The sequence below is a fragment of the Candidatus Bathyarchaeota archaeon genome, from assembly GCA_026014735.1.
Classification (GTDB): Archaea; Thermoproteota; Bathyarchaeia; order Bathyarchaeales; family Bathycorpusculaceae; genus Bathycorpusculum.
In genome coordinates, this window is the sequence record JAOZHT010000002.1 from 387,445 (window position 1) to 400,832 (window position 13,388).

The following is a 13,388-nucleotide window of genomic DNA, read 5'->3' on the forward strand; positions in this document are numbered from 1 at the left end:
TTTAATCATCTCCCAAAGGGTTTGCGGACAGTAAAGCGGTCGATAAGTGGTACTGTCAGGTTCATGATGATCAGTGCTAGTAATGCGCCGCCGAAGAAGTTCATATATGTTTGTATCAGAATGGTCAAAATTGCCAGACCAACACCAAAGACGATTTGTCCGATGCTGCTGAATGGTGTAGTAGCTGGATCAGTTGCCATGAAGAACGCCATGAATATTGAGCTGCCGATGAAGACCTCGAAGAGAAGCCTTGTGAATAAGTCACTGTCTCCGAATGCGAATGAGAATATCACTGAGAGAATCGCGATGGCGACGAGGTAGCTGACGGTAATCTTCCACTTGATGTATTTGCGTGCCAAAACAAAGAGTGCGATACCTGCGACGATAACTGCAACGCTGCATGCTCCGCCGGCCCATCCGTGGTACTTATCAAGAATCATCAGCGAGGCGATGTCATTAAGACTTGGCAAGCCAGCGGCCATATTTGCCGGGTTTGCATAGCAGCCTTGCAGGTAAGTGCCAAACGACGCTGCGCCGTTGGTTCCTATGGCTGTTGCGCCGTTGCCAATTGGGCCTGCTAATGCTGGAACGCCAAGGGGCCCTGTGGAGAGGTGGTCAACTGCAAGTAGAGTGGTCATTGCTGCGGGAAGGAGCACGAGGAATTTTGCGGTGGCGGCGGGGTTAACGAGTTTTCTGCCTGCTAAACTCATGACTTTCTTGAAGAAGACTATACCGATAAGTGTCATAACTGCGACATAAATCAGTGCCATGGGGCCTTCAACGGGGAGACCCATCTCGGTGTTCATTGCGGGGACGCCGAATGTAAAACAGGCGGTTACGATTAAGCCGAAAACTGCAGCGGACCAAGTGTTAACTTCGCTGTCAGCGGCTGTTTTGCCGATGAGGAAGTCAATTAGTACGGCTAAGCCTACTGATATGAGTGCACTTGCAGCAATTGTTGCGCCCAGGTTCCATCCTGAGGTGGTAGTGACTTGTGACCATATAGCAGCTGAAACGATGAGGACAGCCAGAATCGCGAAGAAGGTGAATTGCATAAGACGGTTTTTTGTCATTGGTGCGTTAATGTGGGGTGCTGGATTAACAACTAGTTCTTTAGAGGTTTCGTTACTCATTTGGTTTTTACCTTCTCAAATGGAGATGTCTATAAAAGGCAAGGATATTAAGCTTTTTCGTAAAGTGGGCTTGCTGTAAACCGCAAGTTTTCCTATTAAGGGCTGCACTAAAAAAATTCAAAACTGCCTTTGCGCGGGCTGTTTCAGCAATTGAACGGGTATCTAAACGCGTTCTGGCTGGGTAAAGCTAATACAGGTAGAGTGCAGCTATCATGTAGGGGCTAACTTTGACCAGCGCAGATAACGACGCATTGGAAGGATTAACCTTACAGGTGTACCTTTACGTGGTAAGCCAGGGTAAACCCACGGGTCCCCGAGAGGTAACAAAAGGCGCGAAACTCAGCAGCCCCAGCGTCGCCTACCGTCACCTCCAAAAACTCGAAGACCTCGGCTACCTCGCCAAAAACGAGTTCGGGGAATATCTCGTACAGAAGAAGGCGCATCTGAGGGATATGATTTGGCTTGGGCACCGCTTGGTTCCTAAAATGTGGGTTTATGCCTTAGCTTTTCTGGCTGGGTTACTGGTTGAGTTTGTAATTTTAGCTGTGCACTTTAGTTATGAGACACCAGAGTTCAAAGTTTTCTTTCTGCTGCTAACGTTGGTGACGGGTCTGGCGTTTGCGGTTTTTGCAGTTGAGGGCGCGTTGGCGAGGCGACGCAGACGGGGTGGGCCAGAGTAGCGGCGCCTAAAATGCATCTGCCTCTTTCACTTGCATAGGGAAAATCGGTTTCTTAGAGTAAATTTTATATCACCTAGGCAGTTCTATCTTTGAACTGTGACTTAAATGAACCCAACTACGGCACCATTGTTTATGGTGGTTTGGCGTTGTACCCGTAACTGCGTGGGCACTTGCACCTACTGCAGCTACATTAAAGATTACGCAAAAGACCAGGAGTTAACCACGGAGCAAGCCAAGCACATGGTTGATGAAATGGCAGATTTTGGCTCTCAGTGGTTTGGAATCAGCGGCGGAGAACCCCTGGTTCGCCCAGACATCTGGGAAATCATTGAGTACGCCGAGAAGGAACATGGTTTAAACGTGAGTCTCATCACAAGCGGCTATGCATGGGATAAAGAGCGCTTTGATAAATTAACTAAATATAACGTGAAAACCGCCATAAGTATCGATGGCACCAAAGAGACAAACGACAAAATCAGGCGCCAAGGCGGCTACGATAAGGCTCTGCATGCCATGCAGCAGCTTAGCAGCGTCGGATTGCTGGATTGCCTCGTCACAACCATGACTAAATTCAACATCAAAGACCTGCCTCATACCGCTCAGTTGGCAGAGCAGTACCACGCTCGCTCAGTAGTATACCATAACCTTGTTCCAGTGGGACGCGCAGGCGAACACATGGAAGACATCGCCCCAACCCCCGAAGAATACGAAACCGCCTTCAACGAAGTCTACAATATCCAACGTCGACTCTACGGCAAAGTCAAAGTCAACGTTTACTCACCCTTCTACGCCCGAATCGTCAAACAGAAGAACACCTCTGACTTCTGGGAATGGTACAACGAAGGCTACCTCGGCAGATGCACAATCGGCGGCAACTACATCGGCATCACCGAAAACGGCGACTACCGAAGCTGCGGCTTCCATGAAGGCTACCGAGTCGGCAACGTCAAAGAAACCCATCTGCGCGACGCATGGGAAAACCTGCAGCGCAGCGAGTTCCACCTCAAGCTACGTGACAAGAACAACCTCAAGGGCAGATGCGGTTACTGTGAGTACCGGGAAATCTGCGGTGGATGCAGAACACGCGCTGAATTCTACACAGGCGACCTGTTTGCCTCTGACCCAGCATGCAACTATATCCCCAAGGTTCTCAAAGATAACCCCAAGTTGCTTGAGGAAGTCATGAAGGCAGAAAAACTCGCACAAATCAAACACTGAAGAGTTTCTTCTTCATTTTTTAATTTTTATTAATTAATTAGGCAATTCTTTAACTCGGCAGGGTCTCTATAGAGCACGAATATCCTAAAGAGCTTCCGTGAATTGTTTTTCACAAAAAATTTTGGTAGACGGATCTAGCCCCGTGTTAACCATGGGGAAGGCTAAAATCAGGTGAAAGGGGAACGTCCATGTGCCTTCTCCGCGGTTAACAGCCAAACCCGCTTAACGATGGCTATCCCTTGCTCTTACCATCTATGCATGCTTATTTGATATAAGCAAATGTGACTGTATGATGACTACAACAATTAACCAGCGGCATGCATGCTTGATGGTCTGGATAAATAAAAAATAAAAAGAAAAGTTGGGGGAAACTACTTGTAGATCTTTTCCCATCTGGCGAAGAGGTCGAGAACATCATCGCCGCCATGGCCCTTGAGGAACTCGCGTGTTTCCTTGTCCTCTGCGGCTTCCTTCTGGAACTTGTGGATGTACTCGGCTTTCTCAGCGAGGAAGATGATGCCGTCAACGCCTTGGCGTGCAACGCGGGTGGCAACAGTCATGACTTGCTTGGTGGTTGCAACGGTGTCCCATGTTTCGTTTGGTCCTCGGACGTAGAAGTTGACCATAACGGGCTTTTTGAGTTGGCTCTTAAAGCCGCGTGCGATGGTTTCCCAGTACCATGGAGTCGGGTATGCCTTGCTGAACATGGGTATGACGAAATAGTCAGCGTACTGTGCCAGCGCCTCGAAGTCGTAGCCGAAGCGGACTTTGCCCATAAGTGGGTCCGGGAGCAAGTTAACGAAGAGGGGTTTGCCCGAGACGATTTCTTTGACTTCAGCGAGGAAGTCGGTGACGGTTTTGGCGCGCCATTCTACCCAGCTTAAGCCGCTTTTGGCTTGTGCAGCGATGCATCTTGGGCAGGTGCAGAAGCCTTGGTCAGCGAAGTGTTGGCTGCTGATGCTTATGCCTGGGGTGAGGCGGGCTGATTCCTTGATGATTTTGAGGTTGTATTCGCGGGCTTCGGGGTTGGTCATGCAGACCACGTCCCAGCGGAGATTGAAGCGTTTGTTGGTGCGTAGGGCTGGGCCGAAGCTGCTTACGGATACCCAGTCGGGGCGCTGCGCGGCCATGTTGTTGTCGCCGAAGACTGCGATGTTTGTGTACATTTCAGGGTTTGCTTTTCCGACTATGCCGCTTTCGGATTTCTGTCGGTAAAAGTTGTAATCGACGCCTTTTGCAGGCTCAGGTTGATAAAGGAATACGCCGAATTTCAAGTTTTTTAATCCACCATTATTCGAGTTTACCAAAACATTCCGTCGGAGCCTTATTAAGTCTTCGTAAAATCCATCAAAAAACCGATTTTCCAAGTGCACAGCTCAGCTTCCAGGCTTGCTAACCTCAGCTGCACCCACAACCGATAGGCCCCTTATTTATAGGCTCCACATCTGCAGAGCCCGAGGGCAGTTGCGGCTGCACAAGCCATGTTTTCGCCTAATCTTTTGGGCGTTTGCTGGGATAAGATGGTTTTTTATGTGCGTTTGCCGCCGCTCCGCAGCAGACCCGCCGAGTTACAGCAAATCTACCGCAACCCAGATAGGCGCATTCAGCAGATGCAGGGTTATATTTTCTGCAGCACATAGAAGGCGTAGCCGTAGTAGCTGCTGTAGTGGCGGAACATGCTGATTTCTTTTTCTTCGCTGTCAAGATATGCCATTGCGTCGGCGTCGCCGTGATGCTTGGCTCGTAGCCCGGGCAGTTTGGCCTCGATGGGCGTGTAGTAGTTATCCCACCAGCCGCTGTCGGGAAGCTTAAAGGAGCCCACAACGCCGTAGCCCAGCTTCCGGGCGGTTTCCAGATTCTCCTCTACGGTGTTAGCCGAGGAGTTCTCCATTCCCGCATACATCTCAGCAAGAAAAGCCTTGACCTCCAGAGGCGCAGCGTCCCTGTTAAACCACGAAAGCTCCGAAGCCACCAAGTACCCGCCCCGCCTCAGCAGCGGCTGCCACTCCCGCAGGCCCCGCCCAAACCCAATGACGAATATGGCGCCCTCGCACCAGACCAAATCGAAGCTTTCCTTGGGGTACTGCAGGTTAAACATATCGCCGCGGACAGCATGGATTCTGCTGCTTACGCCTGCTTTCTGGGCGGCGGCCTCAAGCTCGTCGAGGAAGGGCTGATGGAAATCCACGGCCTCAATCTGCACGCCGGAGAGCTTGGCTAACTCGATGGTTTGCATGCCTGGTCCGCAGCCGACGTCGAGGATGCGGGGCTTTGGCGGCAACCCTTTGAGCATATGGAAGGCTTTAGCTGTTGATTGGCTATCGCCAGGGCCTTCCCGTGGAAGGTCGCTGTGCACTTCAAAGAATATAGCAGGCAAATCCATAGATAATCAAACCCTTAGTTGATGCAATGATAATTAGGTACTGGTAGAAAAAAATTGCTGAACAAAGACTGGTTACAGCGCTATAGGGAGTTATTTGACGTACTATCCTCATCGAAGGTTCTGCCGTAGTTTGCTTCTCTTTCGGCAGCTATCTGCTTTTTTAACGCCTCTAGCTGCAGCTTATCTTCCTTTAGGAAGCCTGCGAATTTCATAATTTTCGATTTATGGGCTGACTCTATTATTTGGATTAACGCCTCTTTTATGAAAGGCGGCAAGTCAACTGCGCTGGTATCAGGCGTATTTTCACCTTTTGCATTGACGCTGCTCCAGTCCTCAAAGTCCGTGGGCAACAGGTTCTTCTTGTAGTCCTCGTCGAGTCTCGATGCCGCCAGCAGTTGCCAGCCATAGACGGGATTTTGCCTTAAAATCGCGGATAGCCCCTCAGCCGACACCTCCAAACCCTCTATTTTGCTGACCTCCGCCGCCAGCTTCTCCAGCGGCAGATGCCTCTCCCGCAGCCGATCCGCCACGCTCCTTGCACCCCAAAACGGCTCCTGCTTAAGCAGCGCCTCAGCCACCGCCTGCCGCGTGCATGCACCCACGAGCTTACCCAACTTCGAGGCGGGACCGCCCAGAACCACAGGTTTGCCCTTGCCGTTTGTTGCCACCGTTACGCTGTCGGTGATGGAGCCCGTGGCGGAGTCGCCGGTGTAGCGGCTGCGCACGTCAAGGTCTCGGAGCGCCGCGGTTTTGGCTTCGGTGGCGGTGATCAGCGAGGCGACCATGCAGCTTTCTGCGGGGTTGCCGTCGATGAAGACTATGATGTTTATGGTGCCGGCGATTTCCTGTACATCCATGTCTTCGCCGCTGGATTCGCCATGCTGGCAGCCTGCGGTGGCGGCTACGGTGACGGAGAAGTCGGTGGCTTTTTGGGTTTTTAGGCTGTAGTTTTTGATGTTGGCGGCGGTGACCATGGCGAGGTAATCGTCGGTTAAACCCAGTTTAAGCGCAGAGGAAGTTATGAGTTGCAGCGGGTCAAGGTGCAAAGAAAGGTCGCTGTAACCCTCCGGCACCCCTATGTTAAGGACGGCTTTAACCGGTCTGCACCCGCCGTTAAAGATGGCTGAGCTAACTGTCTTTAAAGGATTATCACAAATTACGGCTAGCACGTTGTCTTTGCGGATAAGTCTGGTGCCTTCAGCTAAATCATGCTGCATCAAATTAGCCACCCATAGCTACTTGGGGGATTTGCCTGCATTTAAGCTGATGGCTTTGCCGGGGCACAAATTCACGCATATCCCGCAGCTGGTGCACTGCACTAAAGCGATAACTTGGGGTTTGCGGTTTTTGCCTTCCTCGAAAACGCCCTGTGGACAGACACCGATGCAGATTTGCCCCGTGCATGGCTGGCACTTAGCAAGGTCGATGGTTATCGGTGAATTAGCTTTGCCCATGCGAATCAACAATTAAATAAGCGCCAAGAATATATCTGTTGCGAGCAGAGGGGTATGCATGAAAATCGGCTTAGTCACCTATAAACCCGAATTCGTCGAAGGCTACGATGTTCACGTTTACTACAGCAAATGGGCAGATGGACAAGCAAACCCCGCCGCCGTCGGTATGCAGAATGATGTGACGGTTTTCTGCGACGCCAAAGCCATCCGCGAGGACCCCGCGATGGTTTCCACCTCCAAGTATGGTCCCGCATTGCGGCGTAACAGACGCAACAACCTGCCCTTTGACTATGTTTGCCCCACACATCCGGGGTACCGACAAAAAGTCTACAGCTACCTTGACAGCCTCACAGAACAGGACATAGAGGGCATTACACTTAACCTCTACCACTTTGCCGACCAGGACTTCTGCACCTGCCCCAGATGCACCCAGATGCGCCAGAAAAGCGGGCTGGGCTGGACGGAGTGGCGAGCCAAAGTCGTCACGGATTTTCTCGCCGAAGCCAAAACCCACACCAAAGGCACCTTCGCCGTGGAAATGTTCCCTGACCCCGTGCTAGCTAAGGAACGATTCGGCATAGACTTCGAAGCCATCGCGGAGCTGGTGGATTACTTCCATGTGCCCCTCTCCTCAAGAGACTACTTTACCAACTACTGGGTTGACACCATAACCCGCGACTTCTGCGCTACGCTTAAAAAACCCGTGGTTGTGGAACTTAGCTCCGAACTACCCACCGACGAGAAACTCGACGCGCTCCTCAAAACCGTGAGCTACATCTCCCGCCATGACCTGATGGCGACGCTGCTTCTGGTCCATGACTCAGAAAACGCAAGGCAAGTTGCTTCCTTCGCGGTTCACAACGCTGCTTTCCGCGAGTGGCTAGACACCTACGAGTTTAGCAAGATGCAGAAAATCGTGGATAACTGGGCAAAAATCTACTAGCCCAAACTACCGATTTTTGTGTAGGCTGGCGCGATAAGCTTTTAGCCGCGTCATATCCAGATCCGCTGACAAAACCGAGTCCTCCGCTGCGTCAGATACCTCGCCTAGCACACCCCACGGCGCAATGATGGCGCTTCTGCCGCCCCGCATGTTGCTGCTGACGTTGCCCACTTTTATGACAAACACACCGTAATCCCGCGCAATCGCCTCCGTCAACGGATGCCCCTTCACCACGGGATGCGTACCCATAGCGGCAACGGGCAACGTGAGAATTTCCGCGCCCATCGCAGCGACCTTTTTGATTAATTCCGGGTCGAAGCTGTCAGCGCAGACGATGAGCCCGATTTTGCCGACTTCCGTATCCACCACAAGCGGTGTACAGCCCCTAGCGACGCCCGCTTGGACTTCAGCCTGGATAGGATTGATTTTCTTATACTTCGCAACAAGCGCTCCGTTGCGCCAAAGCGTACTGGTGTTAAAGAATTTGCCGCCATCTTCCTCAAGCACAGAGCCGCCGAGGAGGTAGATGTCGCCGATTTGGGAGGATATTTCTTGGAGGAACTGGAGTGTTTTTTGGCAGGTGCCGCGGCTGATTTTGGGGGCGTCTGAGAAGTTGGCCATGCAGTCGGGGACAGTGAAGTACTCGGGTAACGCGATGAGGGCGGGTTTTTCTTTGGCTGCTCGGAGCACGGCTGCTCTGGCTGCGGCGAGGTTTTTTTGTAGGGTGTCTCGGATTTCCATGTGGAGCAAGCTGACTTTCACTGTGTGTGCCTCTTACTTTTGAGACGGTTTGTTATCTTTTAAAGGTGCTGTTGGCTGGTTCTTGTTTGATGGCTGTTTGGTGTTTTGCTGCGGGTGGTGGTTTGTGTGGTTGGGGCGTTTTTGGCGTCGGCAAGGGGGCTTTCCTGTACGCGTCCAGGCCCAGACAGCGCGTTTGTTCAATGTTTAGCCTGGTATCAGCACAGTTGTTTACCATTTTGTGCCTTTTATATGCATAAGTAAAACTATATATAGGGCTGGAGCGACAAACACAGTAATATCGAGGGAGAGAAATGGCTCTTAACGAAACAGAAGTAAATAAACTCTTACCAGGCATCAAAACCCTGGTCAACAAAATCGTCAAAAAGAACCTCGCCGACGGCTTCCTCTTCTCCGCAGGAACCGACACCCAAATCATCGCCTACGAAGCAGTCAAATACAAACCCGACATCCCCTGCCTCACCTTAGCCTTCAAACACGGCCAACCCAAAGACACCGAATACGTCAAAAAAATGGTTGAGCTCCTACACCTCAAACATGAAACCTACCAGTTCGGCAAAGAAGACGTCTACAAATTCTACCCCAAAGTCGTCGAAGCACTCAAAAAATATGACCCTATGGAAATCCGCAACAGCCTTCCAGTCTACATCGGCTTAACCCTACTGAAACCCAAGGGCATAAAAACCGTCTTCACCGGCGACGCACTCGACGAGCTTTTCGGTTACCCCTGGCAGTTCCACCTCACTGAGGAACAATTCGCAGTCAAGCAACAGGAAATGTGGGCTGAGATGGGTTTCTCCTCGTTCCCGATGGCTGAATCTATGGGCATGCAGATCAAGGCGCCCTACCGTGACCCCGAATTTATGGATTGGGCCATGAAGCTGCCGATCAAGTACAAGATCAACATGTACAACGGCGTAAAATACGGCAAATGGATTCTACGCAAAGCCTACGAGGACGTTATCCCCAAAGACATCATCTGGAGACCCAAAGCGCCCCTTGAAGCCGGAACCGGAACCGAAACCCTGCGCACCTACTTCAACGACTTAGTCGAAGACAAAGAATTCAACGAAAAGAAAGCAGCAATCAAAGCCGAGGACGACGTGGAAATCCAAGATAAAGAGCAACTCCTCTACTACGAGGTCTTCCGCAAAAAGTTCGGCAAACCCAAAGAAGTCTTCCCCAAAGGCTCAGTTGAATGCCCCAAATGCCACAGCCGCATGAACACGAAAATCCAGTTCTGCAAAATCTGCGGAGCTTACCCAATCTAACCTCTTCTTCTTTTTTTAACAAAAAAAATTATTGAAAAGAAAAATTTAGGTCGCTGTTGGCGACTTTGGTTTTGAGCGGCTTATCACTAAAACAATCACGATCCCGACGACAACTATCACGGTCACGGCTACGATAACCACCGCGGCGGTTGGGGATAACGAGGATTCCTCCACGGTTGGTGAAGGCTGAAGAGACGGCGTAACTGTAGGCTGCGAGGGTATGGTGGGGTAAGCTGTTGGAGCAGGGGTAGGCGTGGGGGTTGCCGGGGCAACGATGGGTACTTTTACCCAGAAGCTACAATTGGCGGTGTTTCCCGCTAAGTCAGTGACTTTCAGATATCCCGTGTAGTTTCCTTCGCCAGTGTAGGTGTGGTTGGTTGTTAATCCAGTGGCGTTGTGGCCGTCGCCGTAGTCCCAATAGTAACTTGCTATGGCAACGTCATCTGTGCTGTAGCCGCCGTAAAACAGGACTTGATTATCGGCAGCGGAGATGACGTCCATGTAGGCATAGGCCGTAGGCGCAACGGGGTCAACGATGATTGAATCGGTAGCGGCGCCAGTTTCGTTTGCGGCGTCACGGAAATTAACGTAGACGGTTCTTTCGGCTGTGCTGTCTGTTTCAGTTAGGTTCCAAGCTTTTGTGGTGCTGTATGTTTCCCAATCTGACCATACTGAGTTGTCGTTGGAGAACTGCATGTCAACCGCGGTGTCACATGACAGGGTGAGCGTAACGTTGACGGATTTAGCGTAGGCTGCGTCGCCGTTGATAGTTACTGTGCCCGTGACTTCAGCTTGGGCTCCCTGCGGATAGAGATTGCCTATAAGGGTTACCGTTAACATAAGGGTCAAAGTGAAGAGGATAAGACCAGATTTAGAATGCTTAAGCGAGACCAATGTGTTGATACCTCTTAGAGGCATCTTTCATGCGAGTGAGTTATAAAACTTGCCCAGAATTACGCCCAAAGCGACGAGAAGATTTGGGAGAAAGACTTAATTCTTAATGCAAATATTTCACTCAAAAGAAAGAGAGAGTAAAAAGATGGCTAACCTGTCACAACTCAAGTTTGCAATGGCCCTGTCGATTTTCCTATCCTCCTTCATCTTCGCCCTCTTCGTATTCGCCATCGTCTACTTCCTACAGCTAGACGTTTACATGGGCCTTTTGATTGCAGTGGGAGGCTCAGCGCTCTTTATCCTCTTCCAGTACGCAGTCGGCCCAGCCATAGTTGCCGCAACCACCCGCCTCCACTACCTCAAGCCCGGAGAGAACCCGTGGCTGGAACGTATGGTCAAGGAATTAGCGGATAAAGCGGGGTTGCCTATGCCACGGTTGGCGACGGTTCCCAGCAACACACCTAACGCCTTCACGTTTGGCAGAACCACCAGCAGCGCCACCTTAGCTGTCCATGAGGGGCTGCTACGTCAGCTTAACGAGAACGAGGTGAAAACGGTTATCGCCCACGAGTTGGGCCACATCAAGCATAAGGATTACATAGTTATGACGGTGCTTTCTGCGCTTCCGCTTATCGCCTACTACATTGCTCAGATTACCCTGTATGCAGGCGCCTTCAGCGGCGGAGGCAGAAGGGGAAACGACCGCGATAACGGCGGCGCAATCCTTGTCATCATCGGCATCATCTCCTTTGCCGTCTACATAATCACCTTCCTCATAGTCATGCGTCTTAGCCGCCTACGCGAGCACTACGCCGACGCCTTCTCCGCCTACCTCACCGGTTCACCCCGAGGACTAGAAAGCGCCCTGTCAAAGATCACCTATGGCCTCTCGATTTCGCCAAAGCCACCGGAGGGAGCACGCGCATTCTACATCGAAGACCCCGGCATGGCTAAACGAGAAATCGCACAGATAATGGAGAATAAAAACAAGTACGACTTAGACAACGACGGCGTCCTCGACGAGCACGAATTGCAGTTGGCTATGGAGAAGGAAGCCAAATCCACATGGGTGCAGATGAACAGCCTCTTTGCCACGCATCCGCCGACCTTCAAACGTATCCTGCTGCTGCGGGACATCGAAGCAGAAATGGACACAGGCAAGTACAGCAGCAACAACATGTACGTCCACGTTTAACCCTGCATATTCTAAGCGGCAACGCAGCAACCGCCCTTTCGGAGAGTCTCAAATTCTGTGTTTCCGGCCCAGATGCCGCGGATGCCCGCCCCGTCTGAAGTGGCCCTCAATTTGCTCAAGCGTTAAGCCCTTGGTTTCAGGCACCAACCGCAGGGTAAATATAAACGCCACCACACCGATGGCGGCGAAAAGCCAGAATGTTCCTGACTGCCCCAACACGGCAACCAACCCCAAAAACAGCAGCGTTATGGCGAAGTTGGCGCTCCAGTTTGCAATTGTGGCAAGACTCATCGCGGCTCCCCTTACCTGCAGGGGAAAGATTTCTGATATCAGCAGCCAAAAAACGGGGCCTAAACCGATTGCAAAAAAAGAAATGTAGGCGATTAAGCTGACAGCTGTAATGACGCCCACGGAGGACCCGACAGAGCTGGAAGCATAGAAAAAGCCTGCGCCCAAAACAATCAACGAGCACACCATACCCGCAATGCCCACCAGCAGCAGCGGACGACGCCCAACTTTATCCACCAAACCCAAGGCGAGGGCGGTTACTAAAAAATTAGCCAATCCCACGCCGGTGGTTGCAGCGATAGCCGCGGTCGCGGAGTCTAAGCCTGCAAACTGGAAGATGGTGGGGGCATAGTAGATTATGGTGTTTACGCCGGTTATCTGCTGGAAAATCGCCAGGCTTAATCCAACGATGAGGGGATACTTAACGGCACTTGTCCGCAGCATCCCCAATCCTTTAGATTCGGTTTGGATGGCTGTTTGGATCTCCCGCATTTCAGCGGACACGTCTTTTTGGCCGCGTACTCTCTCCAGGACTTTTTTGGCTTTTTCCGGTTGATGCTTAAAAACCAGCCATCGGGGGCTGTTGGGCATAAACGCTATTCCCACAAGCAGGATTGCGGCGGGAATCAGCCCCACGGCAAACATGTCTTTCCAAGCGCCGCTTGCAGAGAAAATGTTGTCAACCCCGTAGGATACGAGAATGCCCAGTGTGACAAAGAGTTGGTTTAGCGACACCAAAGCGCCCCTGATCCGTTCAGGCGCAAGCTCAGAAATGTACATGGGTACAATGAAGGAGGCTAACCCGATTGCTACGCCGATAAGCACGCGTCCCACAACGAATACTCCAAGCCCATTTGACCCCAACAGAATGAGAGTCCCGATTATGAAGGAAACTGACCCTGCAATGATGGATCGTTTGCGGCCTAAGCGGTCAGCTAAAACCCCGCCTAGGATGGCCCCCAGAATTGCGCCAATCAAGACGGCGCTAGTGGCGATTGATTCTTCAGCGGAGTTAAGGCTCCAATCCTTAACGATGTAGAGGATTGCCCCTGAGATTACGCCGGTGTCAAACCCGAAAAGGATTCCGCCTACAGCAGCAATCGCCGTGGCAACTATTAGAATGGCAGTTATTTTTTGTTTGGTTGGCTTGCTCACAGTTATCAAGTTCTA

Annotated in this window: 13 protein-coding genes; 5 read left to right on the top strand and 8 right to left on the bottom strand. The window is 51.4% G+C overall.

Annotated elements, in window-relative coordinates:
• Window positions 1-5 precede the first annotated feature (5 nt).
• Window positions 6-1,133: an RnfABCDGE type electron transport complex subunit D gene (locus NWE93_07790; GenBank protein MCW4000126.1), complete on the bottom strand. Its 1,128-nt coding sequence runs from the start codon at window positions 1,131-1,133 to the stop codon at window positions 6-8.
• A gap of 227 nt (window positions 1,134-1,360) precedes the next feature.
• Here NWE93_07790 and NWE93_07795 point away from each other — a divergent pair, with 227 nt between their 5' ends.
• Together NWE93_07795 and NWE93_07800 are read left to right on the top strand one after the other, a co-directional pair.
• Window positions 1,361-1,813, top strand: coding sequence for a hypothetical protein (locus NWE93_07795; protein ID MCW4000127.1), 453 nt, complete (start codon window positions 1,361-1,363; stop codon window positions 1,811-1,813).
• 105 nt (window positions 1,814-1,918) lie between these two features.
• Window positions 1,919-3,031 (top strand): radical SAM protein, encoded by a 1,113-nt coding sequence (locus tag NWE93_07800; GenBank protein MCW4000128.1) that lies wholly within the window; start codon window positions 1,919-1,921, stop codon window positions 3,029-3,031.
• Window positions 3,032-3,402: 371 nt separating this feature from the next.
• On the opposite strand, the gene NWE93_07805 is transcribed toward NWE93_07800, so the two are convergent.
• The 4 genes from NWE93_07805 to NWE93_07820 all read right to left on the bottom strand — a co-directional run bounded on the left by NWE93_07805 (window position 3,403) and on the right by NWE93_07820 (window position 6,868).
• Window positions 3,403-4,305, bottom strand: coding sequence for a hypothetical protein (locus tag NWE93_07805; protein ID MCW4000129.1), 903 nt, complete (start codon window positions 4,303-4,305; stop codon window positions 3,403-3,405).
• A 344-nt stretch (window positions 4,306-4,649) separates the two neighbouring features.
• Complete coding sequence (locus tag NWE93_07810; protein MCW4000130.1) at window positions 4,650-5,414, bottom strand: class I SAM-dependent methyltransferase; 765 nt, start codon at window positions 5,412-5,414, stop codon at window positions 4,650-4,652.
• An 80-nt stretch (window positions 5,415-5,494) separates the two neighbouring features.
• Window positions 5,495-6,631 (bottom strand): adenosylcobinamide amidohydrolase, encoded by a 1,137-nt coding sequence (locus NWE93_07815; protein ID MCW4000131.1) that lies wholly within the window; start codon window positions 6,629-6,631, stop codon window positions 5,495-5,497.
• Window positions 6,632-6,649: 18 nt separating this feature from the next.
• Window positions 6,650-6,868: a 4Fe-4S dicluster domain-containing protein gene (locus NWE93_07820; protein ID MCW4000132.1), complete on the bottom strand. Its 219-nt coding sequence runs from the start codon at window positions 6,866-6,868 to the stop codon at window positions 6,650-6,652.
• A gap of 58 nt (window positions 6,869-6,926) precedes the next feature.
• On the opposite strand from NWE93_07820, the gene NWE93_07825 reads away from it, so the two are divergent.
• Window positions 6,927-7,811 (top strand): hypothetical protein, encoded by an 885-nt coding sequence (locus tag NWE93_07825; protein ID MCW4000133.1) that lies wholly within the window; start codon window positions 6,927-6,929, stop codon window positions 7,809-7,811.
• Window positions 7,812-7,817: 6 nt separating this feature from the next.
• Here the strand turns inward: NWE93_07825 and NWE93_07830 are convergent, their stop codons facing one another.
• Complete coding sequence (locus NWE93_07830; GenBank protein MCW4000134.1) at window positions 7,818-8,573, bottom strand: carbon-nitrogen hydrolase family protein; 756 nt, start codon at window positions 8,571-8,573, stop codon at window positions 7,818-7,820.
• A gap of 290 nt (window positions 8,574-8,863) precedes the next feature.
• On the opposite strand from NWE93_07830, the gene NWE93_07835 reads away from it, so the two are divergent.
• Window positions 8,864-9,841 (top strand): asparagine synthase-related protein, encoded by a 978-nt coding sequence (locus tag NWE93_07835; protein ID MCW4000135.1) that lies wholly within the window; start codon window positions 8,864-8,866, stop codon window positions 9,839-9,841.
• 45 nt (window positions 9,842-9,886) lie between these two features.
• Here NWE93_07835 and NWE93_07840 read toward each other — a convergent pair whose 3' ends face one another.
• Window positions 9,887-10,735: a PKD domain-containing protein gene (locus tag NWE93_07840; GenBank protein ID MCW4000136.1), complete on the bottom strand. Its 849-nt coding sequence runs from the start codon at window positions 10,733-10,735 to the stop codon at window positions 9,887-9,889.
• A 145-nt stretch (window positions 10,736-10,880) separates the two neighbouring features.
• Between NWE93_07840 and NWE93_07845 the strand changes: the two genes are divergently transcribed.
• Window positions 10,881-11,930: a zinc metalloprotease HtpX gene (locus NWE93_07845; GenBank protein MCW4000137.1), complete on the top strand. Its 1,050-nt coding sequence runs from the start codon at window positions 10,881-10,883 to the stop codon at window positions 11,928-11,930.
• A gap of 48 nt (window positions 11,931-11,978) precedes the next feature.
• Here NWE93_07845 and NWE93_07850 read toward each other — a convergent pair whose 3' ends face one another.
• Window positions 11,979-13,373, bottom strand: coding sequence for a sugar porter family MFS transporter (locus NWE93_07850; GenBank protein ID MCW4000138.1), 1,395 nt, complete (start codon window positions 13,371-13,373; stop codon window positions 11,979-11,981).
• Window positions 13,374-13,388 lie beyond the last annotated feature (15 nt).

Bases quoted from the DNA above. Each gene is read 5' to 3' on its own strand.
- NWE93_07790 (MCW4000126.1), bottom strand. From the start codon at position 1,133: ATGAGTAACGAAACCTCTAAAGAACTAGTTGTTAATCCAGCACCCCAC.
- NWE93_07800 (MCW4000128.1), top strand. From the start codon at position 1,919: ATGAACCCAACTACGGCACCATTGTTTATGGTGGTTTGGCGTTGTACC.
- NWE93_07810 (MCW4000130.1), bottom strand. From the start codon at position 5,414: ATGGATTTGCCTGCTATATTCTTTGAAGTGCACAGCGACCTTCCACGG.
- NWE93_07815 (MCW4000131.1), bottom strand. From the start codon at position 6,631: ATGCAGCATGATTTAGCTGAAGGCACCAGACTTATCCGCAAAGACAAC.
- NWE93_07820 (MCW4000132.1), bottom strand. From the start codon at position 6,868: ATGGGCAAAGCTAATTCACCGATAACCATCGACCTTGCTAAGTGCCAG.
- NWE93_07825 (MCW4000133.1), top strand. From the start codon at position 6,927: ATGAAAATCGGCTTAGTCACCTATAAACCCGAATTCGTCGAAGGCTAC.
- NWE93_07835 (MCW4000135.1), top strand. From the start codon at position 8,864: ATGGCTCTTAACGAAACAGAAGTAAATAAACTCTTACCAGGCATCAAA.
- NWE93_07845 (MCW4000137.1), top strand. From the start codon at position 10,881: ATGGCTAACCTGTCACAACTCAAGTTTGCAATGGCCCTGTCGATTTTC.